Genomic DNA, 25,096 nt, shown 5'->3' on the forward strand with positions numbered 1-25,096 from the left:
AACACCGGAGGCTTATTTGTTCCCCAAACGATGTAAGACGTTCAAGCGTCTTTTTCAAACACCATTATGTCGCGTTCGTTAACGTCTAGCGATATGTCGCGCAAGCCCTGCGGCAACTGGTCGGCACGAATTCGGGCGCGTACCGGTTCTTCGACGCCGGGTACGGCCAATCGCAGCACTTCGACCACGCCCAGAAAACGCCGCGACAAAATTCTTGCGGGGATGCGCCCGCCCTCGCCGCTCGCCTTGACATCCGACAGCCGGACAGCAGCCTTGACCGGCGTGCCTTCCGCGAAACCCGTGGCGGTCGTGCGCCCCAGCGGCGTTTCCACAACGCCGCCCCGGACAACCGAGGCAAAGATGTTGATGTCGGAGAAGAAACCAGCGGCAAACAGGCTTGCCGGACGGCGGTAAAGCTCCTCGGAGGGGCCGGACTGGACCAGACGGCCATCGCGCAGAAGCGCGATCCGGTCTGCCATCAGCATGGCTTCCTCGGCATCATGGGTGACGACGATTGCCGTGGCGCGGGTCTCGCGCAGGATCGCAAGCGTTTCGGAGCGAACGCTGTCCTTCAGCCGGGAATCGAGGCCCGAGAAGGGCTCGTCCATAAGGAAAACCGCGGGACGCGGTGCCAGCGCGCGGGCCAGCGCCACGCGCTGCTGCTCGCCGCCGGAAAGCGCATGCGGATATTTCTCCGCCGCATGGTCAAGCCCGACGCGGGCAAGGGCCGCCATAGCCTCTTCTATGGCCGCCTGCTTCGGTAGCGCGGTCAGGCCAAATCGGACATTGTCGAGGATCGTCAGGTGCGGGAAGAGCGCAAAATCCTGGAACATCAGGCCGATGCCGCGCCGCTCCGGCGGCAGGAAGTTTGACGGCCCGGCGATCTCGCGGTCGTTGAGAAGAATGCGCCCGCTCGACTGGACCTCAATGCCGGCGGCGATCCGCAGCAGCGTGGTCTTGCCGGAACCGGAAGGTCCCAGAAGGCAGAGGACTTCGCTGGGCTCTGCGACCAGCGAAATGCCGCGGATCGTCTCCTTGCCGTGAAAGCTGTGACGAACATCGTCGAATGCGAGACGCGCGGCAAAGGTCACACCGGCCGTTCGACGGCTGCGGCCTTCTGGTGCCAGAGGTTGCTGTTGAACTGACTTCGACAATTGTTCGTCCGGATTCATAGCCTCTGAGCAGGCCGACAAAAGCGGAACTTATTCCTCTTCTTTACCGCCCGGTGTCAAGAGGCCAAGTTCTTCAAGGTCGAGTTGCGTCAACGGGTCTTCATCCTCTGTCAGCTCGTCATCGGACAGGGGGGATGGAATGTTGAAGTTCGGCGGCATGCGGCCCGTCAGCAGCCCTGCCCCGCGCAACTCTTCCAGGCCCGGCAGGTCGCGGACCTCCTCAAGACCGAAATGGTCGAGGAAGTCTCGGGTCGTCCCAAAGGTCACAGGGCGGCCCGGCGTGCGGCGGCGGCCGCGGAAGCGCACCCAACCGGCTTCCATCAGCACGTCCAGCGTGCCGCGCGAGGTCTGGACCCCACGAATATCTTCAATTTCGGCCCGCGTCACCGGCTGGTGATAGGCGATGATAGCGAGAACTTCGAGGGCGGCGCGTGAGAGTTTCTTCGGCTCGCGCTCGTCCGAGCGAAGGGCAAAAGAGAGATCAGGTGCGGTTCGGAAGGCCCAGTGCCCTTCGATCCGCACGAGGTGGATTCCGCGGGCGACATAATCGTTCTTCAGCGTCGCCATGACGAGGGCTACATCGACACCACGCGGAAGGCGCTCGGTCAGGAAGCCCTCGGACACCGGCTGCGCCGAGGCAAAGACAAGCGCCTCGGCCATGCGGCAGGCTTCAACGAAACGCGGATCGTCGGCACTCGTATCGGTCACATCGATCAAGTCTGACGTTTCGGCCATGGTCATGCGCCAGCACTCCCCTCGCCCAACTCCCCGGCTTTTTCACCCGGCCGCATGAAGAGCGGCTTGAAGGCGCCATCCTGGCGAAGCTCGATCTTGCGCTCGCGGGCCATTTCGAGCGAAGCGGCGAAGGCGCTGGCGATCATGGTTCTACGTTCCTGCGGGTCGGCCGCATAGCGGGCGAGATAAATATCCAGCGACACCCAATCCGAAATCTCGCCAACCATACGCGAGAGCAGAGTTCGTGCCTCGACCAGCGACCAGACCTTGCGCCGGGCAATCACAACATTGGTGACCGCCTGCCGCTGGCGCAGCGCCGCATAGGCCGTCAGAAGATCATAGAGGCTTGCCTCGAAGGCAGAGCGGCGCTCGACCGGGATCAGTTCCGGCGCGCCACGCGGGAACACATCGCGGCCCAGCCGGTCGCGATTGACGAGCTTTTCGGCGGCGTTGCGCATCGCTTCCAGCCGCTTGAGGCGGAAGGCGAGGCTCGCCGCCATTTCCTCACCCGTCGGCTCGCCATCCTTGGGCTGCTGCGGAATGAGGAGACGCGATTTGAGATAGGCAAGCCAGGCGGCCATCACGAGGTAATCGGCGGCCAGTTCGATGCGAATGGCGCGGGCCTGCTCGACGAAGACCAGATATTGCTCGGCCAGCGCCAGCACGGAGATGCGCGACAGATCGACTTTCTGGGTGCGGGCCAGATGGAGGAGCAGGTCGAGCGGGCCTTCGAAACCGGCGACGTCGATCAGCAGCGCGGGTTCGCTAACCCCGCGCTCCGCATCCGCGTCCCACAGTTTCTCAAGCGGCGCAGCGGCCTGCTTCTGCCCTTCGGCCATCTGACGTCTTACCCCCTGCCCCTCTCAGGCAGAGGGGACCATCGCGAAGAACTCGGCGCGCAAGGCGGCTTCGTCGGAAGCATCCGGCTTGGCAAAACCTGCAAGTGCCGCATCGGCGCGCGCCTTGGATATGCCACTCAGGACCGGTGCTTCGGCCACGACGGCCTGCATTTCCGCCATCACGCCATTGCAGTGAAGCACGATATCGCAGCCCGCCGCAACAATGTCCCGCGCACGCTCCCCAATTGTTCCGGCAAGCGCGTTCATCGAGGTGTCATCCGACATCAGAAGTCCGTCGAAGCCGATATAGCCGCGCACGATCTCGTCGATCACAATCTTCGATGTCGTACCCGGCCGTTCCGGATCGATCGCCGTGAAAACGACATGGGCGCTCATGCCCATGAGTTCGTTGTGCATGGCCTTGAAGGGCGCGAAATCATGCGCCTCCAACGTTTCGCGCGGCACGTCGACAATGGGCAAATTGTGATGCGAATCGGCGAAGGCGCGGCCGTGGCCCGGCATGTGCTTCATCACCGGCAGCATGCCTCCGTCTTTCAGCCCCTGTGCCGCAGCACGCCCCATGGCTGTCACAGTTTCCGGATCACGACCATAGGCGCGGCTGCCAATGACGTCACTGGAGCCCACGATCGGGACATCCAGAACAGGAAGGCAATCGACATCGATCCCAAGCTTCAGGAGGTCAAAGGCGTGCAGGCGCGACATCAGCCAGGCGGCACGCAAACCTTTCTCCTTGTCCGAAGCATAGATCGCGCCAAGGTCGGAGCCGGAGGGGTACTTGTCGGTCAGCGGCGGCTTGATTCGCTGCACGCGGCCGCCCTCCTGGTCGATCAGCACCGGCGCATGGCGGCCCGCAACGGTCTCGCGCAGATCATTCGTCAGCCGTTTGACCTGGTCCAGGCTTTCGATGTTGCGACCGAAGAGGATGAAGCCCCAGGGCTGAACATCGCGATAGAAGGCCTTTTCCTCTTCCGTGAGGACCGGGCCTGAGCAACCGAGGATAAGTGCGCGTGTGTCTGTCATGATCCATCCATGAAAATTGGATCGCCGCCATGACAGGCGGCGACCGTAAACTGTTCAAGCTCTGGTCTCAGCGGGAAACGAGGCAGCTTCCGCCCGCTGCCTTGTAGCGGGCGCAAAGGGCGATGGCCTCATCCTTGCTGCCTGCAACGACGCGCAGACGATAATAGGTGCCCTTGCCGGGGATCTCCGCCGGCTTGATGTCCGGGCTCTTGCCGCCGATGACCGAGGAGAACTTGGCCGACAGGTTCGAGTAGGACTTCTGCGCCTCGGCCTCGGAGGGAAGCGACGCGATCTGGATCACGTATGATCCGGCAGGCGCATTCGATGCTGCTGGTACGGCAGTCGGTTGTTGCTGAACGGGCTTCGTCGCTGCCGCCTGCTGCGCGGCAGGCTTTTCAGCAGGTAGGTTCGGCTGCGTGATCGTGTTGCCGCGCTGCGTGACCGTTCCGACGACATTCACCGGCTGGTCGGCAGGGCGCGCCTTGGGAACAGGCGTCGCGACAGGCTTTGTTGCCGGCGCCTTGTCGGCGGTCGGCTGCGATGCCGGTGCTGTGTTGCCTGCGGCAGGCGTGATCGTCGCCGCCGGTTGCGAGGCTTCGACCTTGGCGGTCGCGGCCGGCGCCGTCATAGCCGCATCAGCGGCGGTCGGCTTCGCTTGAGGGGTCGGTGTGGCCGGCGCATTCGTTTCCCGCGCGACAAGCGTGCCGTTCGGCAAGACGATCATGGTCTTCACCTTGCGAGGCGAGACCGATTCGTTCGGGGCCTGACCGTCGGCAGCCGGCTGCGAAGGCGTCGCCGGCAGGCGTGCGTCCGTATCGTTCGCCGCGGACGCATCGGACACTCCGGGAGCCTGAGCGCCCTGCGGCACTGCCGCTTCGTCGCCAAGAGTCTTCTCGGCAACATTCACGGGCTCTTCCGCATTCGCTATCAGACTGCCCTGCTTCACGACTTCGGCAGACTTGCCCGCAACCCGATCGTAAACCGCCTTGTCCTGGTTCGGGACCTGCTTTCCGCCAGGCTCATCGGGAACTTCCTTGATCGGCGACTTGTCGGCCATGATCACGCGCGGCGTGCCATCGCTGGTCACCCCACGCACATCGCCCGAGCGCCACAGCATCACCGCACCGAGGCCGGCAAAGGCGACAATGGCGGCAAAGGCGGCAAGCCGGGCGTAGCGCGCGACGAAGCCCGTGGATGCGGCATTGACATCTGCCATGTCGAAAGCACGCCCAGCCGGGATCGCCGGAGCTTCGTGGATCGAGCGGATAATCTCGTTTGCGAGACCGTCACTGTCTCCTTCTTGCGCCGTATTCTGCTCGTCCAGCATTGGCGCATTCAGGCCTTGCGTTTTTGTCTTGCTCCCCATGGCGAATAGCTCCGCCATTTCCGCTTCAATATCGTAATCGAAGTCGGACACAGGCTTCGGAACCGTCTCACCCTCTGTTTCGGGAACCTGCGGGACGTCCATATTGCCGAACGATGCCGGCATACGGTCCTCAATTTCCGTAATCGCAGTGGGATCGAAAGGCATTTCGTCAACCGGCGGCAGAGCCGTCGCACCGACCTGGAGTTCCGACATCACTGCGCGCGAGACTTCCGCCTCGATCGCGTCCTCGTCGAAATCGAACTCGAATTCCTTGAAATCGAGTTCGTCCTTTGCCTCCGCGACTGGAGCAGCCGACATGGGCTTGAGCCAGTCGGCAACGCCCAGAACCGGATCGACCGCAGCACCTGCGGCCGCCGTGGCAGTCAGAGCTGCAAAGGACGGGAATTCGGGCTCAACCGACAGATAGGGCGCAACCGCAGACGGCTTATCCCTGGACACATCGATGACGGGAACGTCAGATGCAGGCTCGACCTTTGAGCCGAAGGCTTCGACAGTTTCCTTTTCAGGCGCAACTTCGAGGCCGACAAGATCATCGGCATCAAGTTCGAATTCGAAGTCCTCGAGCAGAGAGTCCTCAAACTCCGAAGAGGCAGGAGCTTCCTTTTCCTCTTCGGACTCCTCCTGCAACGCCAGGACGGCAGAGTGTCCAACGGCGTTTTCCGCGACGGCAGGTGCGGCAAACTCGGCATTTTCCTCGACAGACTCAGACCGTTTCGGCGTCACGGCAGCAGCGGACAACCAGGCGGGCGTCGTCGTTTCGACTGCAGCGAGGCGATCATTCTTCCAGGCTGCGAAGGGCGAAGTCGGCTCGACCACGTCATCCCGCCTCAGATCAAGGGCACCAAGCGACAGTTCCGGCTCGGAGTCCAGTTGAAGATTTGCTTCCGGTTCTGCCGTTTCGGCAGTGGCGCCCGGTTCGACCTCGTCGAAATCAAAATCAGGAACGGGTCCGGCAAAAGCCGGCTCATCGATCGCGAGATCTGAATCATCCAGTTCGACCTCGGGGACAGGACCGGCAAACTGCGGCTCATCCTCAAAATCGAAATCCGGCACGGGACCAGCAAAGACCGGCTCAGCATCATCGTTGACGGCATCGACATCAACGGCAGGTTCGGCGGCGACATGTTCTGCGACGTCAACCATCGGCTCGACGAACGCTTCGACAGACTGATTTTCGTCCTCAAGGTCCCAATCGGCCAGATCGGGAACCGGGCCGGAAAACTGGACCGTCTCTTCGGCAGCTTGAAGAGCAAATTCCTGTTCCAGATCCGAAGGAGCAATCCTCATCTCCGTTTCGGGTTCAGCGTCGAACACGACCGGCGGCTCGGGCTCTATCCGGGCAGGCTCTGCCGCAGCAACAGGTGCGCGGACAATCGGCGCTGCACGCGCAGCACGGAACGGAATGCTCCCATCCATGGGCGGCATCGTGTCATCGTCATCATCGATGGCAACAGATGGTGCAATTGCCTTCCGGTCAGCAACTGCCGGGCGCGCAGCCGGGGCAAAGCTCGGCTCAACCTTTCGAGCCGGTTCGCGCCCAGTCATGTCTCGTGCCAAAGGCTCGCGCGGCCCTTCATAGAGAGCAAACTCGCGCAGGAGCTCATCTTCCAGATCAGCCATGGCCGGAATATTCGACACCTGTCCACCGGTTGGGGGAACGAATCCGGCGCCGACTGCCACGGGCGCGCGCCGTTCGGTCTCCAGCGCCCTGGAAATCTCCGCGAGCGTATCGTTTCCTTCTACGTCCCCGCGGAGGATTGTCCGTTCACCGGCGCGTCTGTTATCTGCCATATTGTCCACTCGCAAAAGCTTGCGTTACCTGCCAGGACATTATGGGCAAATGGCGACGGTCACCGCATCTCGTCTGGCGCAGCCGTCCCGGTAATCCCGAGTCCCGACTTCAAAACGGATGCCACTGCCCTCACCAATCCCAGCCTGGCCACGGTCAATTCTCGGTTTTTATCGTTAACAAACCGTAAGCCGGTATTTTCCTTGCCCTTATTCCAGTGTCCGTGGAACACGCCCGCAAGGTCATAAAGATAGTATGCGACCCTATGAGGCTCCTGCGAAACCGCTGCAGCCTCGATAATCCGGGGGTATTCCGCAAGTTTTGCCACAAGCTGCAACTCTGCCGGATCATCGATCAATGACGCAATTCTGTCATCAAACGGAAGATTTGCAAGGTCGAGCTCGGGATAGACTTCATGCGCTTGTCGATAAATTGATTCGCAGCGCGCATGCGCATACTGCACGTAAAAGACGGGATTGTCCTTGGAGTGCTCGGTGACTTTCGCAAAGTCGAAATCGAGCGGTTCGGAGTTCTTGCGATAAATCATCATGAAGCGGACCGGGTCGCGACCGACCTCATCGACCACGTCGCGCAGCGTGACGAAATCGCCGGAGCGCTTCGACATCTTCACCGGCTCGCCATCACGATAGAGCTTGACGAGCTGGCAGAGCAGCACCGTCAGATGGACTGCCCCGCCGGACACCGCCTTGGCGACAGCCTCAAGACGCTTGACGTAACCACCATGGTCCTGACCCAGAACGTAGATCATGTCGTTGAAGCCACGATCGTACTTGTTCTTGAAGTAAGCGACGTCTGCGGCGAAGTAGGTGAAGCTGCCGTCAGACTTCATGAGCGGGCGATCGATGTCGTCCCCCACGTCGGTGGAGCGGAACAGCGTCTGCTCGCGATCTTCCCAGTCTTCCGGAACCTGCCCCTTCGGCGGCGGCAGCTTGCCCTTATAGACGTGGCCCTTGTAGGTCAGGTCGTTGATCGCCGACAGGATCAGGTCGCCATTGCCGTCATGGAGCGTGCGCTCCGAGAAGAAGACATCGTGATGGACGTTGAGGGCAGCCAAATCCTCGCGGATCATCGCCATCATCGCCGCAATCGCCTTCTCCTTGACGATGGGCATCCACTGATCTTCCGGCATGGCGCGGAGCTTCGAGCCATATTCGTCGGCAAGCGCCTTGCCGACCGGAACGAGATAATCGCCCGGATAAAGGCCTGACGGGATTTCACCGATCTTGTCGCCCAATGCCTCGCGGTAGCGCAGGTAGACCGAGCGCGCGAGCACATCGATCTGCGAGCCGGCATCATTGATGTAATATTCCTTGGTGACGTCATGTCCGGTGAAGGCGAGCAGGTTGGCCAAGGTGTCGCCCACAACGGCGCCACGGCAATGGCCGACATGCATCGGGCCGGTGGGGTTGGCCGAGACATATTCGACATTGACCTTGCGGCCCTTGCCGAGATCGGAGCGGCCGAAGCTCTCGCCGGCCGAGACCATGGCGTTCAACAGCTTCTGCCAGTAGATCGGGGCAAGACGGATATTGATGAAGCCCGGCCCGGCCACGCTGACATCCGCGATATCTGGATCGGCCTGCAGCTTTTCCACGACTAGGTTGGCAAAATCGCGCGGGTTCATCCCCAGCGGCTTGCCCAACAGCATGGCCACATTTGTCGATACATCGCCATGCGCGGGATCGCGCGGCGCCTCGACCGTGATGCGGGAGAGATCGGCGCCGGCGCCGTTTTCCCTGAAGATGTCGATGTCGTTCAGGACAGATTTGATCTTGCCGGCAAAGTCATGAAAGATATTCATAGGTCTCGTTTCCTGCGACCTGAAGCCTTGTCGCGATCCTTCAAGACCGCATGTCCGCTTCAGTTCATTGCTATTTCGCGGATGTCGTCGCCAAACCGGCTGCAAATGCTTGCGCGGCTTGCCTGAATTCGCCGCTGCCTATCGCAAATCGGGGGTGTGGTCAAACAATTGCCGGTGCGTGGCAATGGCATAGGTGTCCGTCATGCCAGCCAGATAATCGCCGACCTGGCGGGCCTTGGCGGCTTCCGGCAGTTCAGAAATATGGTCGTACCAATGGTGTTTCCGCATCAGCTTCGGGTCGTCCATGAAGGCCTTGTAGAGGTCCGTGACGATATCGGCAGCCCCTTTTCGGATGCGCATGATTTCCGGATGGCGATAGATGCGCGTGAAGAGCATGCCCTTGATCGCCTTGTCCGTTTCACGCATCGCGTCGGAAAACTCGATGACCATGCGGTCGGCGTTGCGTATATCCTGCGCGGATTGGGGCTTGAGCGCTTCAAGACGCTGCTGCGCTACGGAAATCACGTCCTCGATCATCCGCGTGATCTGCCGGCGCATGATCTCATGCGTAAAGCGCGACGGATCGAGCGACGGATAAAGGCCCCTCACCTCAGCCATCAAGCCGGCAAGGAACGGGATTTCCTCCAGCATTTCGAAGGTCAGGTAACCCGAGCGCAGACCGTCGTCGATGTCATGCGTGTTATAGGCAATGTCGTCGGCGATGGCGGCAGCCTGTGCTTCGAGGCTGGCAAAGCTGGAGATCTCCAGATCATGCAGCGCGCAATAGTCGAGGATCGGCTGCGGGACCGGGCCGCGCGTGCCCTTCCCCTCTCTGTCCATCAGTGGGCCGTTGTGCTTGACGAGGCCTTCGAGGCTTTCCCAGGTGAGGTTGATCCCGTCGAACTCGGCATAACGCCGCTCCAGCTTGGTGACGAGGCGGAGCGACTGGGCGTTATGGTCGAAGCCGCCATAGGGCTTGAGGCACTCGTCCAGCGCATCCTCGCCCGTGTGGCCAAAGGGCGTATGGCCGAAATCGTGGACGAGCGCCACGCCTTCCGCCAGATCCTCATCGAGCTTCATGGCACGGGCGAGCGCACGCGCAATCTGCGCGACTTCGATCGTATGGGTCAGGCGCGTGCGGTAGTGATCGCCGTCATTGGCGATGAAGACCTGCGTCTTGTGCTTCAGACGCCGAAAGGCGGTCGTGTGAACGATGCGGTCGCGGTCACGCTGGAAATCGCTGCGGGTCGGGCTCGCCGTTTCGGGATAAAGCCGCCCGCGCGTGGTCCACGGGTCCGCCGCATAGATGGCGCGCTCGCCATAGCCGAAACCAAGCCTGTTCCTGTCGAAAGTCATTTTCGCTCTGCAACTGTTCAATCTTCGGCCTACATAGCCTTCTGAAGCCCGGCATGAAAGAAGTTCGCGCCGAATTTGCGAGGGGCCCTGCGAAAAACTTGACCGAACGCACAGGAAGAGATTGATCGGGATCGAAATTGCCCCCATTTTATGCGGGATTCCAACCAACCGCCGGACCTTGAACCCGGCCGGAGGATGAAGACATGACCGAAGTCAACGTAACCATGACCGAAAGCGCGGCGAAGCGAATCGCCAAGATCATCGCATCCGAGACCGACAAGAACGCGCTGCGCATCTCCGTCGAGGGCGGCGGCTGTTCCGGATTTTCCTACAAGTTCGACCTGACCGGCGACCGGCAGGATGACGATATCGTCATCGAGCGCGACAGTGCGCGCGTCCTGATCGACCAGATGTCGCTGGTCTACATGGAAGGCTCGGAGATCGACTTTGTCGACAACCTGCTCGGCCAGTCCTTCCAGATCAAGAACCCCAATGCGGTGGCGAGCTGCGGCTGCGGCACCAGCTTCGCCATATAATTCCATGCAATGGGATCCGAATATAAAGTTAGGCGATCTTGTCGGCGCTTTTTCTGCGACTTTGGCACTTGTGGGATTATTTCTTACTGTCAAAAAGTACTTTCAGGAGCAAGCTTGGAACCGACGGATCAAAATCATAGAACGCATCGATGATTTTTATACCGATAATGAAATTCGCAACGCGCTGTATATGTTAGATTGGGATGATAAATTCATTGTCACTTCGGCGTATCAAAAAGTTGCGACCGGAATCGAGAGGATGTCGTTCAACAATGATAAAATAAGAGCAGCACTCGTTGTCGAATTTGAAGGCCACGATCCTGAACTAATATACATACGAGACTGTTTCGACTCCTTTTTTTCGGAATTAGTCCTGCTACAGCATTGGACGGATACGGGAATAATAAGAATCGACGACCTGGTGCCATACTTAGGGTACTATGCAGCTGCTATTCGGGGAAAATCTGAAAGAAAATCATCTGAAGTGCAGTCTGCGCTTCAGATTTTCATAGAAGAATTTTACGGAAGGTACAAACTAGGCAGCTTCCTGGAAAAGATAGCCGTAAGATATGTGAGCAAATGAAGATTGTCACCTGGAACATCAACGGCGTCCGCGCCCGCATCGAAAACCTCTGCGCCTGGCTGAAGGAAAGCGATCCCGACATCGTCTGCCTTCAGGAAATCAAGTCGGTGGACGAGAACTTCCCCCGCCTTGAGATCGAGGCGCTGGGCTATCATGTCGAGACGCACGGGCAGAAGGGCTTCAACGGCGTTGCGATCCTCTCCAAGGTCTCGCCCGATGAGGTGACGCGCGGTCTGCCCGGCGACGATGCGGACGAGCAATCGCGTTTCATGGAAGCGGTTTTCTCAACCGGGAAGGGCGCGATCCGCGTCTGCTCTATCTATCTGCCCAACGGCAACCCGCCGGACGATCCGGTGAAATACCCTTACAAGCTTGCATGGATGGCACGGCTGGAAGCCTTCGCGAAATCGCGCCTTGCACTGGAGGAGCCGCTGGTGCTCGCCGGCGATTACAACGTCATCCCCGAGCCGCATGACTGCTACGAACCCGCCGCCTGGGCGGGCGATGCGCTTTTCCTGCCGAAGACGCGGCAGGCCTTCCGCCGCATCGAGAACCTCGGCTTTACCGACGCGCTGCGCGCCTCAAGCGATGGCGTGCCGGTCTATACCTTCTGGGATTATCAGGCCGGCGCCTGGCAAAAGAACAACGGTATCCGCATCGATCATCTGATGCTCTCGCCCGAGGCTGCCAACCGCCTGAAATCCGTTGCGGTGGAAAAGCATGTCCGCGCCTGGGAAAAGCCCTCGGACCATGTGCCTGTCGCGGGCTATTTCGATTTCTGAGACGGGTCTGACCTGATAGGCGAACCGCGTCTCAACCATCCAACATTTCGCGCACGGCCTGAGCCAGTTGTTTCAGCGAGAAGGGCTTGGGCAGGAAGCCGAACTTGGCGTCCTGCGGCAGGTTGCGGGCGAAGGCGTCTTCGGCATAGCCGGAGACGAAGATGAACTTCATGTCCGGATATTTCTTGCGAAGCTCGCGCAGCAGCGATGGCCCGTCCATTTCCGGCATGACGACGTCGGAGACGACGATATCCACCTTGCCGTCCAGCTCTTCCATGATGTCCAGCGCCTCCACGCCGGAACCCGCCTCGTGGACGGTGTAGCCGCGCGTTTCCAGCATGCGCTTGCCACCACGGCGGACGGCCTCTTCATCCTCGACGAGGAGAACGACCGCCGAATTGCCGGTCAGGTCCATCTCCTGCTCATTGGCGGAGGCGCCAAGCACCTTGTGCTCGGGTGTTGTCGAGTTGCCATCGGCCTGCGTGGCATTGGCGGAGCCTGCGGGCTGCGCCGATATCTCCTGAATATGGCGTGGCAGGAAGAGCTTGAACTTCGTCCCCTTGCCGACTTCCGATTCGGGATAGATATAGCCGCCCGACTGACGCACGATGCCATAGACCATGGCCAGGCCGAGACCCGTGCCCTTACCCACTTCCTTGGTGGTGAAGAAGGGTTCGAAGATCTTGTCCATGATCTCCGGCGCGATGCCGGTGCCGGTATCCTCGACCTCGACCATGACGAAATCTTCCGCCGGCATGCCCAAAAGGTTCATCGCCGGCACGTCTGCGCCAGTGACGTTGCGGGTGCGGATGGTGATCGTGCCGCCATTCGGCATGGCGTCTCGGGCGTTGACACAGAGATTGATCAGCACCTGCTCGAATTGCGACAGGTCGGTCTTCACCGGCCAGAGATCGCGGCCATAGTCGATCTCCAGCTTGACGTTGGAAGAGGTCAAGCGGTCGACCAGCATGCGAAGGTCGCCGACAACGTCCGTCAGGTTCAGGACCGTCGGACGCATGGTCTGCTTGCGGGAGAAGGCGAGCAGCTGGCGGACGAGAACGGCGGCGCGGTTGGCATTGCGCTTGATTTCCATCAGGTCGGCGAAGCTGGCATCCGACTGACGGGCCTGCAGAAGCAGATGGTCGGACGAAAGCAGAATGGCGGTCAGAACGTTGTTGAAGTCATGCGCGATGCCGCCGGCCAGCGTGCCCACCGCATTCATCTTCTGCGTCTGGGCCATCTGCTGTTCGAGTTCCTTCTGCGCCGTGATTTCCACGGCGTAGACGATAGCGGCCTCTTCCGGCGCCTCATCGCTCTGGTCGATGACGGCGTTCACATAGAAGCGGAAATGACGGCCTTCCTGTGCCGGGTGGCGCGAATCGAAGGGGGCGATATTGCCCTGCCGGTCGCGGGCGGCGGCGAGCGCATCGGCAAGCATCTGCCGGTCGCCCTCATGCACGATCCGCTCCAGCGGTGCGCCCTTCTCCACTTCGTCGCGCGACACGATATCTGAGAAGAGCGTCATGAACGGCGCATTGGTGCGCAGGATCTTGCCGGCGCCATCCACCGAGGCGATGGCCATCGGCGTGTTGTTGAAGAAGCGGTTGAAGCGCGCGGAGGCAATGGAACCAGATTGCTGGGTGTCGCCGAGCCCTGTGCGCTCCAGCACGATGGTCCGGCTGTCGCCCGGCGCGCCGTCTATGGTCGCGGAAACGCGGTGGACGAGGCGCACAGGCAGGCCCTGACCGTTCGTCTTGCGCATATCGAGATCGATGGTCTCGGTGCGCTCGCGGCCGGGTTCCGCCTGGACGGACTGAAGAATGGCAAGCCCCTGCCCGGCCAGCAATTGCGACAGGCTGAGGCTGCCGGGCTGGAAGCTCGTGAGATCGACGCCAAGCCAACCTGCGAGCGTCGCATTGATGTAGAAGATCTCGCCGCGCTTGCCGGCAGAGAGGAAGCCCGCCGGCGCATGATCCAGATAATCAATCGCGTTCTGAAGCTCGCGGAAGAAGCGCTCCTGCTTCTCGCGCTCGGCGGTAATGTCGCTGATCTGCCAGATGTAAAGCGGATGCTTGTCTCCATCCACGACCGGCAGCACGCGCGCCTTCAGGCGATACCAATGCGCTTCGGTCTTCGCGGACGAGATCGGGCCCAGCGGCTTGCGCAGACGAAACTCTTCGAAGCCTGCCTTGCCTTCACGCAGAGAGTTGGCGAGCCGAAACAGCGCCTGGTTGGAATCCGGATCGCGCGACAGAAGCGCCTCAAGCGTTTGCGTGGCTGCGACCGAGCGCGAGCCCGTCAGTTCGCCGTAGGCGCGGTTGGCGTAAATCACGCGGCCCTTGCGGTCCGTGACGATCGCGCCGTCGGGGTGCGAATCCAGAAACGCATTTGCATAGGCCTCGGTACGCGGCGCAGGCATCACCTCGATGAAGCCGATCAATGCAGAGACCAGGAAGAATATCCCGCTCATGGCCAGAACGCCAAGAACGCCCAGCACGAGCTCGTTTTCAAGCTGGTCCTTGAAGACAACGAAAGCCAGCGCAGACAGCGTCAACGCCGCCGCAAGCACAACGATGCGCAGCCAGGTCCCCGCGCCTGCGGGTCTGTTCACGATCGGCGGATCATAATTGTCCGCCTGCTTGTATTGCGTCATCAATGCCTCTTTGTCTGCAACGCTTTGACCAGTCTCAGGCCAACATCAGAAGGAATCATCGCGTAGCTGCTCCAATTCACTAGGATTACGGCCCAAGTTCAAGACGCCTGCGAAAACAGGGTGGCGCTTTTGGGTGACGACCGCCAGTTCTCCACCGCTCTTTTTGGGAAGGGCGCTTGCTTTTAAAACAAAAGCTTTTCAAATTGTTTTAGCGCAGGATTCGACGAAAATGGCGGTTCTGTGTAGTCTGGTGCAGCGGCGGCACGCATCGTTACATTTCAGCTTGAAATGGGTGGCGACACGGTTGCTCGATCTGCGGGGTCGGCTGGCAGGTCATGCCGGTTATTACGGGGTATATAGTATCGTGTCGCCTTGAAGGCCAATTGCGCCGCAATCGACACGAGTCCCATTGGCGTGCGGTTAGGGGTTGGGGACAAATGGACTTCTTGAACGGGCAGACGGCGACGAATTTCGTCATAGCGGTCGCAGTCGTTGGCCTGGCGCTGATCGCCTATGCCGGCGTCCTCAGATATTTGCGCGAGCGCCCCGTGTCTCCTCTCCTGGCGATGTCCGGGCGGGAACGCGCCAAGCGCCTTTCCGTCATCGACGCGGCGGTGGTGGATAGCCGCCGACGTGTCGTGCTGATCCGACGTGACAATGTGGAACACCTCGTCCTCATCGGTGGCCCGACCGATGTCGTGATTGAAAGCCGCATCGGGCTTGAAGAGCCGTCTGCGGCATCGGCCGCGATTGCCGCAGCCGCAGCCCTGCAGCGCCGTACAGAGGTGCAGGACGCCATTGCCGAAGCGCCGCGCCGTGCGGCACAGCAGCGCCAGGCTTCCGCCCCTCGCCCGCAGCAGCCGGTTCCGCCGCCGGCGAATACCTGGGAAGCCGAGCAGGCGGCCGCTGAAGCGGAAGAGGATACATACAACTACGGCCCGAACGCAGCGTTCGACGCGAAGGATTATCACGCGCCGCAGCCGCCGCAGCAGGCCTACCGGCCCGAACCTGCAACTCCTGCTCCGGAACCCGCGAAGCCGTCGGCAGCGGCCGTTGCCGAAGCCAATGCCGAATCCATCATCGAAATGCTTCGTTCGCGCATCCTGAACGATGCCGCCGCAACAGCCTCCCTGCAGGCCGCGCGCCAGGCGGATGCTTCGCGTCGTCAGGTTTCGACCTTCGAACGGCTTCTGAACGAAAGAATGCAGGCGAACGATCGTCAGCCGGTCACAACGCCGCGCGCCGCTCAGCGGACTGCCGCCCCTGCCATGCCGGGCGTGGGCCCCGCGACAGCTCGCGCCTCTGCCGCCGCGGCCCAGCAGCTGCCGCTCGCGCGAGAAATCGCGCCTGAAAAGCCGCGCAGCGAAGTGGCACTGGAGATGGAAGTCGCCAGAATCCTGGAAGAACTGCAGACGCGACGCAAGCAGAAGCAGAACCCGTAAGCGGGTCCAGACACATCAAACGACAAAGGGCGCGTTGCCGTTGCAACGCGCCCTTTGTCGTTTGCAAGCTTTTCAGCGCTGATGTTCAGCGGCAGAGACGGTTGATGAAGTTCTCGGTTTCGGCAATGGCCGCGGTCATCTTGGCCATGTGCGCGGCATCCAGCGCTCCGGATTCCATTTCTTCCGCGAACTTGGAAAGCGGGAAGGCACCGACGGCCTGGGCGGCGCCCTTCAGGCGATGCGCCGTGGCGATCTTGCCATCCTGATCGGCAACGGAAAGTTCGGCGAGGCACTGACGGGCCTGTCGTGCGAAAATCTTCAGGACCTCCAGCTCAACCATCCGGTCGCCCATGGTCTGGCGCGCGAGGTGAACGAGATCGATCGGCTTCGATGCGGACGGGCCATAACCCTTCGGCGCTTCGGGTGCGGCGAATGCGATATTGTAGGATGCCATAACCTGTTTTCCTTTTTTTCGTTATAGTTTGAACCCGGCACGCAAGGGCAGCGCGGGAACAAGCGCATCAAAGCAGCGGAAAATGGCCATCCGATTAAAAATGGGCGGAAACTGGACGGAAAACTTAATTCATGGTTAACATCGCCTAAACGTCCGTAATTGGTAAGGAATTGCGCGTCGTCCATGCTGATCGGACAGCTGAAGCGAAAGCCCAGCATTAATAAGGACTCCTCTCTTCAGGCGCATTTAAGCTATTGTGCCGGAACGATACGGTCGGAAACCATGCGAGGGTTGCGTCCCGCATGAAGACAGGGTCGGCAGGACGTGGATGAGGCTCTTGCAGCCCTGTCCCGAATGATGACAGGTGGCCAAGCGCAAGGCGCGCATGTTAGTATGCGCGAAGGGCCTGACTGCGAGGTCAGGTTACGGTGGATAGATGGTCTGGCGGGTTAAACCGAAGACAAGAAACGTCTATTGATCCTGGCTTGTGCAAGGCTTGACGATGCGGGATAGGACAGTCCCCCGCGCCGTCATTGAGTAGAGTGCGTAACGAGGCGTAAAAGCATGGCGACAAAAAAGGGCAACGAACCTGTTGAACAGGCTGCGTTTGACGCTTTGGAGAAAGCCCTCCAGATCGACTTTGACGACACCGCCAAGCCGAAGGCCGCTTCGCAGCCGGCGAGCAATTATGCGCGTCCGGGTGATGGGAGACCTGCAAGAGCCATGAATGCCGAGTCCGCCTCTGAATCACGACCCGATTTCGCCCGCGAACTCGGTCCCGAGCCCGCTCCCAAGTCACCTTATCTGGCACCGGCTAACGACCCATCGGGGCGGACATCCTCGTCGCTGCTGCGCTCTCTCGACACGCGTGCGGGTCGCACGGTGATCCGCAGCGCCATTCTCTTCGCCTTCATCTGGATCGTGATTTCGATCGCGCTTGGCTATCTTGCGCTTTCCACCCCGAAGGGCGGCACCGAGAATGTCGCCAGCACGCTGACAAGCCCCGGCTTCCTGACGCTTGCCGGCATCGTCATCGTTCCGGTTCTCCTCATCATCGGTTTCGGCCTCATTCTGGCCCGCGCACAAGAGATGCGCTCGGCGGCCCGCTCCATGGCGGAAGTCGCACTGCGTCTCAGCGAGCCGGAGACGATGGCGTCTCAGCGCATCATGACGATCGGTCAAGCCGTTCGGCGCGAGGTCTCCGCGATGAGCGAAGGCATCGAGCGCACCATTGCGCGCGCCACCGAGCTCGAAACGCTGGTCCATTCGGAAGTCAACGCGCTGGAGCGCAGCTACTCGGAAAACGAAGTGCGCGTGCGCACGCTCGTCAACGAACTGAGCGCCGAACGCGAAGCGATCATCAATCACTCCGAGCGCCTGCGCTCCTCCATTTCCGGCGCGCATGACAGCCTTGCCTCCGACATGCGCGGCGCCGCCGAATCGCTGACCGCGCAGATGGCGATCACCGGCGAAGCCTTCGCCTCGATGATCGACACGCGCTCTGCGCTTCTGATGGAAAAGTCGGAAACGGCGGCCAGCACCATCGGCACGATGCTTGCCACACAGTCCGACACGCTTCTTTCGACGCTGAATTCTGCGGGCTTCGCGCTCGCCAACGAGTTCGACACGCGTCTGGAAGAACTGAGCTTCGCGCTGACGAACCGTGGCAACGAGCTGCTGTCGCAGTTCGAAACGCGCGCTTCCACGCTCGATCAGAACACCTCCAAGCTGAATGCTGCCCTTGCCGAGCGCACCCGCCAGCTTAACGAAACGCTGATTGCCCGCACGCAGGAAATCAACGACAGCCTCGCCGTTGGCCAGAGCGCCATCGTCACAGGTCTCGACGACCTCATCTCTTCGCTCAACACGGCGCTTGACGAAAAGGGTGCGTCCTTCCGCCAGAACCTCAAGTCCGCCGCAGACGAAGCGGTCATGGACATGGATCTGCGCACCGGGTTCTTCGAAGAGAAGCTCGAATCGACGATCGGCAGCGTGAGCGCCGCCTTCGACGATCGTTTCTCGGCATTCAGCGAAGCCTTCGACCGCCGCGCAGGCGAACTCGGCTCGAAGCTCAACGACAGCCTCAGCCGCGTCGAAACCACCGTCGGCACGCATCAGGAAGCGATGCAGGGGCTGCTCGGCACCAGCATCGAGCGTCTGAGCTCGGCCCTGTCCGACCAGACCTTCGCAATTGCGACCACGCTCAGCACCGGCCAGGAAATGATCGACAGCACGATCAGCCAGCACAGCCAGTCGCTCAGCCAGTCGGTCAACGACGTCCATATCCGCATCGACAATGTTCTGGCCGAACGCTCAACCGCCCTCTTCGGCGGGCTTGAGCAGGCACGCGACCAGTTCACTTCAGAGTTCAGCACGCGGGCCGCAAACCTGGAGACTGCGCTTTCCGAAGGCCAGGAGCGCATTTTCAGCGGCCTCGATCAGGCGCGCAACAATTTCAGCTCCGAGTTCAACACGCGCGCCGCAACGCTGGAAGAAGCCCTCGTCGGCGGCGAGGAACGCATCTCCACCATCATGACCGAAGGTACGGCGCAGCTCTCCAACTCGCTGATCGCCCATGAGGAAGCCTTCGACCGCGCCTTTGAAGAGCGCCGCAATTCCATCGAGACCGTCATCACCCGCGGTGCCGACAGCATTGCCGGCGCGCTCGACGAAGGCGAAGCCAGCCTGCAGCTCTCGATCGGCATTGCTTCCGACACGCTGCGCAGCACGCTCGACGACCGTATCGCCAGCATGGAAACGACCTTCGCCGAAAGCACCGGCCGCGCGGCTGGTGCGATCGAGGCAGGCCTGGAGCGCGTCAACTCGGCCTTCGCGGAAGGTTCGAGCGAGGCCGTGACCCGCTTCGAAGCGACGATGAAGCGCACAGAAACGCTTTTCACCTCCGGTCTCGACCAGACCGCCGGCGCGATCCAGAGCAGCATCGACCGCGCAGAGGCGATGTTCACCGACAATCTGGAAAAGACCGCGACAATCTTCACGGCCGGCCACGAAAAGGCCGAAGACCTGCTGTCGCAGACGGTTGTCGTCTCGGCGCAGACCATGTCGGCCAATATCGAGAATCTCGAAGGTGTCCTGCGCAGCCACGAAGATGCCATGTCCGGCACGATCAACCAGGGTCAGGACCGTTTCGCGGCCATGCTCCAGGGTGGTCATGCGCAGTTCGATGTTACGGTGAACTCCGGCCTCAACGAAATGAGCCGCATGCTCTCCGCGAGCCACGGCAATATCGCAGACACGATTTCGAACGGCATCGGCCAGCTCGGCGACACGCTCAACGAACAGGCAACCGCCATCGGTGCATCGATTGCCGCGGCAACCGGCATGCTGGAAATGTCTCTCGAAGAGCGCGAAGCCGCGTTGCGCGACACTGTGGAGCGGAGCGCTGCCCGCCTCACCGACAGCGTCACCGGCACGACCGGCGCTGTTGCCGGCCGCTTCTCGGATGCAGCCCGCGAAATCGACCAGCTGGCCTCCACGGTCAGCGGCCGCATGGACGCCGCACTCGGCAACATCTCGTCGCATCTGGAAGAGTCCGGAAGCAAGATCGAGACGTCGCTCACCGCGCTTGAGGGCCGTGTCCGCGCCACCAGCGAGAACGTCGCCAACCTTGCCAGCGAAGCGGGCGAACGCCTTGCTTCGACCATCGACCAGAAGACTTCCGGTCTCGTATCATCGCTGACTGCCGCCGCGAGCGAAGTGACGAACATCATCGGCCAGGAAGCTTACAAGGTGACCTCAAACCTCGCCGAGTCGACCAACCGCTTCGCAAACGAAACGGCAGCACGCGCGGAAGAGCTTGCCCAGCTTGCTGCCCAGCGTGCCGAGGAGCTGACCGGCCGTGTCGCACAGGCCGATCAGGAACTTGCACAGCGCGGCGAAGCCATGGTGCGCGGCCTCAGCGATGCAGAGCGCGCGCTGGCTGCCCGTCACGAGACGATCCGCACGACGCTGGACGAGCGCACCCGCGAGCTCAATTCGATGCTCGCCGGCCGCGCCGAAGAAATGTCCAAGCTGATCGAAACCCGCGCCCAGCCGGCGGCCGATCTTCTGGCCAATGCCAGCGCAACGGCGGCAGCCCGCATCTCTAGCGCTGCCGAAAACAGTGCCGCGCAGATCCGCAAGGAGAACGACGCGCTGATCGCTGCGCTGACCTCGCGCACCGGCGAAGCGATGGATGCCATCAGCCAGCGTGCAACGGAAACGACGGAGGCCCTCAACGCCACCGAAACGAGCCTGCGCGACAATGTCTCGACGCTCATCAACCAGTTGCAGGCCTCGAACCGCAATCTGGCGGAAGTTCTGGACGTGTCGGCAACGACGCTTTCGGCCGCCGACAGCCGTCTCGACCAGACGGCAAGCCGTATTGGCACCGAAGCCGCCAAGGCAGCAGACGTCATGACCGCGGCGACCCGCCTTCTGGAGGGCAAGTCCGAGAAGCTCGTCGATCTCTCCAACAACACCCTCGGCCAGATCGCCGGCATTTCCGGCCGCTTCGACGACCACGCCCGCGTGCTCAGCCAGGCTTCGGAACTGGTGTCGGCGGCCCAGTCGAACCTCGCCTCGACGCTCGAAGAGCGTCAGCAGGCGCTGCGCGATCTCTCCATCGGTCTCATCGGCCGCTCGGAAGAAATCGAGCGCACCATGCGTTCGCTTGGCGCACTTGTCGGCGATGCGATGGCGGAAGTCGAAGAGCGGACCGGCCATATTGCCAGCAACCTGCGCTCCAGCCTCGCCAGCTCCTATGCGGACGCGGATCGCGTTCTCTCAGCCGCCGAACTGCGCTCGCAGGAAGCAGCCCAGACGCTTCGCCAGTCGCTCACGGAAGCCACGGAAGAAGCAGGCCGCGCGCTCAACGGTGCGCTCAGCCAGGCCGAGCGCCGCGCCAACGAGATTGCCGCAAGCCTGCGCGGCGGCATCACCGGCACGGTATCGGATATCGATCGCCTGCTGGCCGAAACCGGCATGAAGTCGGAAGCGACCAGCCAGCGCATGCGCGACGCCATGAAGTCTGCCGTTGAAGAAGCCGTCGGCCGCTTCTCGGGTGCGACGGAAGAAGTCCGCAAGGCCGCGACCGACATTCGCCGCGAGCTCGACATGACCCGTGCCGAAGTCAAGCGCGGCGCCTTCGACCTGCCGGAAGAGGCCAAGGAAAGCGCAGCCAACATGCGCAAGGCCGTGTCCGAGCAGATCAAGGCCCTGCAGGACCTCTCGCGCATTATCTCGCGCGGCCAGGAACTGTCGACCGTTTCGCGTCCTGTGGCTGTTGCCGCCTCGGCAGCCGCCCCTGCCTACCAGCCGCAGCCGGCCTACCAGCCGGCGCCCGCCCCGGTTCAGCCGGTCCGTCAGGAAGCCCCCGTTGCCCGTCAGGCCGCAGCTGTCATGGATGCGCCCGCTCCGCGCGCCGCGCAGCCCCAAGCCCAGCCGGCGGCTCAGCAGGGTGGCTGGATCAGCGATCTCCTGAAGGGTGCAGCGCGTGAGGAAGCACAGTTCGAGCGTCGTGCCGCCCAGCCGGCACCCGCGGCGCGCAACCCGCGCCATGTCGTAGAGAGCCTGAACTCGCTTTCGGTCGATATCGCCCGCGCCATCGATCACGATGCGTCGGTCGATCTGTGGCGCCGCTACCAGCGCGGCGAGCGCGACATCTTCACGCGTCGCCTCTACACGCTGAAGGGCCAGGAAACGTTCGACGAGATCAAGCACAAGTACGAGCGCGAAAGCGAGTTCCGCGCCGCCGTGGATCGCTACATCGCCGACTTCGAAAACCTGCTGTCCGACGTCGCCCGCAACGATCCCGACAAGACGATCACGCAGTCCTACCTGACCTCCGACACCGGCAAGGTCTACACGATGCTCGCCCACGCCGCAGGACGCCTGCGGTAAGCAACGCCTTCCTTTGCAGAAAACCTGGATCCCCGGCAGCGCCTCGCTGCCGGGGTTTCCTTTTTGGGGATGTTGGTGAAGGTGGCATTTATCCATCAGACTTTGCCGTCCGCCTGCTGATGCTTCCAGCGATGGCTTACAGTGAGCAGCCTGATGCATCGAGACACGCTCCTTCTAGCGCTCCCCGGCAAGAGGATCAAAGAAGCTGTTTTCCGGCGGCGGTTCGGCGCAGAGCTGAACTGCAGCCGCAGGGATCATCGAAAGCAAATTGCCAGTTCGCTTTCAATCAGACCCCGCCGAAATTTGGGCCTATTCCCGATCGCTCCGTCATTTGCCGTTCCAACTCTCCTGAAGCAGGACACGAAAAGCCCCGGCAGCGCTGGGCTGCCGGGGCTCTAAGTCGGGTGACATATTGATCGCTTACTTGCCCGCGACCGGACGGACGAGCGGCGTGATTCGCCTGATCGTTACGCGGCGGTTTTCTTCGGAAGGACCGCTGGTCTGGACCTTGAGGAACCGCTCGCCATAACCCTGGGTCACCAGGTTTTCCGGTGGAATGTCGTAGAGTTCCGAAAGGGTCACGGCGACCGACTCGGCACGCTTGTCGGAGAGGACCAGGTTGGACTGATCCGAGCCGACGGCATCTGTATGGCCTTCGATGAGGAAGGTTTCACCGGGATTCTTGTCGATGATCTTCTTCATCGCCTGGGCGACCCGCTTCATTGCTCCGGCCTCGTTCATCGAGATATCCGCGCTGCCGGTGGCAAAGTGGATCGTGTCGAGATCGATGCGGCGCATCTTGTCGCGGATACGGGCCGAGTATTTGACCTCATCGAGCGAGTAGACGCGCTCAACCCGTTCGACCGGCGGCTCGCGCAGGAAGTCGTAATAGTCCGGGTTGCGGGCATTCGACGTATCGATGATGTACTCATCCACCGGAATGTCGAGCTGCATGGGCGGCAGATCGAGAGACGGATCGCGGAAGACCCGTTCGCGGTCCGGCCGCTGCTGCAGGCCCGGATCGTAGAACAGCACCGTCTCACGACCGTCACGGCCGATGCGCGAACGCTGGATGACGTCGCCATAGCGGTTGCGGATCGTGACGATCATCACGCCGTTCGGACGCTCGATCGTCTCACGGGTCCGGCCACCCGGAAGCTGATCGAAGTAGCTGTCTTCGGCCCCACGGTTAAATCGATCGCTGTCGCCACCACGTACGATGATCTGACCGAGGATATTGAGGACATCACGACCATCGACGCGACCTTCAACGCGGGCATCGGCCGGCGCGTCATAGCGCGGCGGTGCCTGCATGCGCTGGCCACGGTCCCAGCCGGCTGCGTTGGGCGCAAGCGGCGGCGCAGGCGGTGGGGGTGGCGCATTGCGCATCGGGGCCTGCGCATCGGCGTCGGTCTTCGGCGGAGGCGCCGGCGGGGCAGCGGGCGCTACAGCGGCAGGGGCTGCTCCAGGTGCTGCGGCTGCCGGCGGCTGGCCGGGTGCCGGAGGTGCCGGGGGCTGGCCGGGGGCTACAGGCTTTGCGGCATTGGGCTGCGCTGCGGGCGCTGCACCCGGTGCCGGCTTGGCGCTGTCGAGAACCGGAGCGGGTTTTGCGCTATCGAGTACGGGTGCCTGCTGGCCAGCCGGAGCGACAGCCGCAGGAGCACCATCAGCCGGCGCAGGCTTGATGGCTCCGGCCGGAGCCGGCGCTTCGCCAGCCGGGGCTGGCTTTGCAGGCTCGCCGGTCTTCGCGGGCTGTTCGGCACCCGGAGCCGGTTTGGCTTCCGGTGCAGCGCCAGCCGGTGCCTTCGGGGCATCAGGCTTGGGCGCAGCTGTCGCTGGAGCTTCAGGCTTCGGTTCCGGAGCGGGTTTCGGGGCCTCTGCAGCGGGCTTTTCCGCGGGCTTCGATTCTGCGGCAGGCTTTTCCGCGGGCTTCGGCTCTGCGGCCGGTTTCGGTGCTTCTGCGGCAGGCTTGGGAGCCGGAGGTGCGGCCTTTTCTGCCGGCGGCTTGGCGCCAGCGTCAGGTTCCGGCGGGCGCTTCTTCTCGGGCTTCGGGGCTTCTGCTGCCGGCGGTTCAGCCTTGGGGGCAGCCGGCTTCGGAGCTTCTGGCTTGGGGGCTTCGGCCTTCGGTTCGGGGGCCTTCGGTTCTGGCTTCGGCGGTTCCGGAGCAGGCTTAGGCGCCTCAGCCTTGGGTTCAGGGGCCGGCTTCGGAGGTTCAGGCTTGGGCGGCTCGGGTTTCGGGGGCTCGGCCTTGGGTGGCTCAGCCTTCGGCGGCTCTGCCGGTGCCTTTTCCGCCGGGGCTTCCGGCTTCTTCTTCTTCGGCTTGCCGTCCTCGCCGAGTTCCGGTGCCGGCTCTTCGGCCTGCGCGACAAGCACGCCGGAGGCCGCCTGCTTCATCACCGCGGGGAGCATCAGCCCCGCATGCGCCTGAAGCTGGCCCGGCTGGCCCAGAACGGCCGCAGGGGCTGCAAGAGCCGGCGGCAGCGCGACAGGAAAGGCCGCGAGTGACACGAAGACATGGGTGAGTAGGTGTTTCCTGGCTTTCATCGGTGTTCCTTTGTTCGCCGGTCGTTGGAATCGCAAACTGGAACGTCAATGGGGCGTTTT

General features: G+C 61.9%; 15 protein-coding genes. 5 read left to right on the forward strand and 10 right to left on the reverse strand.

The window, feature by feature from the left end:
* Nucleotides 1-41: 41 nt before the first annotated feature.
* The 7 genes from ABID16_RS05585 to ABID16_RS05615 form a co-directional block, all read right to left on the reverse strand.
* On the reverse strand, nt 42-1,172 hold the full coding sequence (locus tag ABID16_RS05585; RefSeq protein ID WP_435532360.1) for an ABC transporter ATP-binding protein: 1,131 nt from the start codon (nt 1,170-1,172) through the stop codon (nt 42-44).
* Nucleotides 1,173-1,202: 30 nt separating this feature from the next.
* On the reverse strand, nt 1,203-1,907 hold the full coding sequence (gene scpB / locus ABID16_RS05590) for an SMC-Scp complex subunit ScpB (protein WP_354555909.1): 705 nt from the start codon (nt 1,905-1,907) through the stop codon (nt 1,203-1,205).
* A gap of 2 nt (nt 1,908-1,909) precedes the next feature.
* A complete protein-coding gene (locus ABID16_RS05595; protein ID WP_354555335.1) occupies nt 1,910-2,746 on the reverse strand; it encodes a segregation and condensation protein A in 837 nt (278 codons plus the stop codon).
* Nucleotides 2,747-2,770: 24 nt separating this feature from the next.
* Complete coding sequence (gene nagZ / locus ABID16_RS05600) at nt 2,771-3,787, reverse strand: beta-N-acetylhexosaminidase (RefSeq protein WP_354555336.1); 1,017 nt, start codon at nt 3,785-3,787, stop codon at nt 2,771-2,773.
* A 67-nt stretch (nt 3,788-3,854) separates the two neighbouring features.
* A complete protein-coding gene (locus ABID16_RS05605; protein ID WP_354555337.1) occupies nt 3,855-6,965 on the reverse strand; it encodes an SPOR domain-containing protein in 3,111 nt (1,036 codons plus the stop codon).
* Nucleotides 6,966-7,024: 59 nt separating this feature from the next.
* Complete coding sequence (gene argS / locus ABID16_RS05610) at nt 7,025-8,785, reverse strand: arginine--tRNA ligase (RefSeq protein ID WP_354555338.1); 1,761 nt, start codon at nt 8,783-8,785, stop codon at nt 7,025-7,027.
* A 138-nt stretch (nt 8,786-8,923) separates the two neighbouring features.
* Complete coding sequence (locus ABID16_RS05615) at nt 8,924-10,141, reverse strand: deoxyguanosinetriphosphate triphosphohydrolase (protein WP_354555339.1); 1,218 nt, start codon at nt 10,139-10,141, stop codon at nt 8,924-8,926.
* A gap of 203 nt (nt 10,142-10,344) precedes the next feature.
* Between ABID16_RS05615 and erpA the strand changes: the two genes are divergently transcribed.
* The 3 genes from erpA to xth are packed head-to-tail and all read left to right on the forward strand — an operon-like array spanning nt 10,345 to nt 12,042.
* Nucleotides 10,345-10,677, forward strand: a complete 333-nt coding sequence (gene erpA / locus ABID16_RS05620; RefSeq protein WP_354555341.1) for an iron-sulfur cluster insertion protein ErpA — start codon at nt 10,345-10,347, stop codon at nt 10,675-10,677.
* Nucleotides 10,634-11,260 (forward strand): hypothetical protein, encoded by a 627-nt coding sequence (locus ABID16_RS05625; RefSeq protein ID WP_354555342.1) that lies wholly within the window; start codon nt 10,634-10,636, stop codon nt 11,258-11,260. Before erpA ends, ABID16_RS05625 begins: the two co-directional genes overlap by 44 nt.
* Nucleotides 11,257-12,042 carry an exodeoxyribonuclease III gene (gene xth / locus ABID16_RS05630; RefSeq protein ID WP_354555343.1) on the forward strand — a complete coding sequence of 262 codons (786 nt, stop codon included), beginning with the start codon at nt 11,257-11,259 and terminating at the stop codon, nt 12,040-12,042. Before ABID16_RS05625 ends, xth begins: the two co-directional genes overlap by 4 nt.
* Nucleotides 12,043-12,073: 31 nt before the next feature.
* Here xth and cckA read toward each other — a convergent pair whose 3' ends face one another.
* A complete protein-coding gene (cckA, locus tag ABID16_RS05635) occupies nt 12,074-14,695 on the reverse strand; it encodes a cell cycle histidine kinase CckA (RefSeq protein WP_354555344.1) in 2,622 nt (873 codons plus the stop codon).
* A 437-nt stretch (nt 14,696-15,132) separates the two neighbouring features.
* Between cckA and ABID16_RS05640 the strand changes: the two genes are divergently transcribed.
* Nucleotides 15,133-16,137, forward strand: coding sequence for a flagellar biosynthetic protein FliO (locus ABID16_RS05640; protein ID WP_354555345.1), 1,005 nt, complete (start codon nt 15,133-15,135; stop codon nt 16,135-16,137).
* An 85-nt stretch (nt 16,138-16,222) separates the two neighbouring features.
* Here ABID16_RS05640 and ABID16_RS05645 read toward each other — a convergent pair whose 3' ends face one another.
* A complete protein-coding gene (locus tag ABID16_RS05645; RefSeq protein ID WP_354555346.1) occupies nt 16,223-16,591 on the reverse strand; it encodes an Hpt domain-containing protein in 369 nt (122 codons plus the stop codon).
* Nucleotides 16,592-17,155: 564 nt separating this feature from the next.
* Here ABID16_RS05645 and ABID16_RS05650 point away from each other — a divergent pair.
* Nucleotides 17,156-22,492 (forward strand): apolipoprotein A-IV repeat region-like domain-containing protein, encoded by a 5,337-nt coding sequence (locus ABID16_RS05650; RefSeq protein WP_354555347.1) that lies wholly within the window; start codon nt 17,156-17,158, stop codon nt 22,490-22,492.
* A 420-nt stretch (nt 22,493-22,912) separates the two neighbouring features.
* On the opposite strand, the gene ABID16_RS05655 is transcribed toward ABID16_RS05650, so the two are convergent.
* Complete coding sequence (locus ABID16_RS05655; protein ID WP_354555348.1) at nt 22,913-25,036, reverse strand: OmpA family protein; 2,124 nt, start codon at nt 25,034-25,036, stop codon at nt 22,913-22,915.
* Nucleotides 25,037-25,096 lie beyond the last annotated feature (60 nt).

The sequence above is a fragment of the Limnomicrobium aquaticum genome (assembly GCF_040545545.1).
Lineage (GTDB): Bacteria > Pseudomonadota > Alphaproteobacteria > Rhizobiales > Rhizobiaceae > Ensifer_A > Ensifer_A aquaticum.

Coding starts and splice junctions, on each gene's coding strand:
- ABID16_RS05585 (WP_435532360.1), bottom strand. CDS start 1,172: ATGAATCCGGACGAACAATTGTCGAAGTCAGTTCAACAGCAACCTCTG.
- ABID16_RS05615 (WP_354555339.1), bottom strand. CDS start 10,141: ATGACTTTCGACAGGAACAGGCTTGGTTTCGGCTATGGCGAGCGCGCC.
- cckA (WP_354555344.1), bottom strand. CDS start 14,695: ATGACGCAATACAAGCAGGCGGACAATTATGATCCGCCGATCGTGAAC.
- argS (WP_354555338.1), bottom strand. CDS start 8,785: ATGAATATCTTTCATGACTTTGCCGGCAAGATCAAATCTGTCCTGAAC.
- ABID16_RS05625 (WP_354555342.1), top strand. CDS start 10,634: ATGCGGTGGCGAGCTGCGGCTGCGGCACCAGCTTCGCCATATAATTCC.
- ABID16_RS05605 (WP_354555337.1), bottom strand. CDS start 6,965: ATGGCAGATAACAGACGCGCCGGTGAACGGACAATCCTCCGCGGGGAC.
- ABID16_RS05640 (WP_354555345.1), top strand. CDS start 15,133: ATGGACTTCTTGAACGGGCAGACGGCGACGAATTTCGTCATAGCGGTC.
- ABID16_RS05655 (WP_354555348.1), bottom strand. CDS start 25,036: ATGAAAGCCAGGAAACACCTACTCACCCATGTCTTCGTGTCACTCGCG.
- ABID16_RS05645 (WP_354555346.1), bottom strand. CDS start 16,591: ATGGCATCCTACAATATCGCATTCGCCGCACCCGAAGCGCCGAAGGGT.
- scpB (WP_354555909.1), bottom strand. CDS start 1,907: ATGGCCGAAACGTCAGACTTGATCGATGTGACCGATACGAGTGCCGAC.
- ABID16_RS05650 (WP_354555347.1), top strand. CDS start 17,156: ATGGCGACAAAAAAGGGCAACGAACCTGTTGAACAGGCTGCGTTTGAC.
- xth (WP_354555343.1), top strand. CDS start 11,257: ATGAAGATTGTCACCTGGAACATCAACGGCGTCCGCGCCCGCATCGAA.
- ABID16_RS05595 (WP_354555335.1), bottom strand. CDS start 2,746: ATGGCCGAAGGGCAGAAGCAGGCCGCTGCGCCGCTTGAGAAACTGTGG.
- erpA (WP_354555341.1), top strand. CDS start 10,345: ATGACCGAAGTCAACGTAACCATGACCGAAAGCGCGGCGAAGCGAATC.
- nagZ (WP_354555336.1), bottom strand. CDS start 3,787: ATGACAGACACACGCGCACTTATCCTCGGTTGCTCAGGCCCGGTCCTC.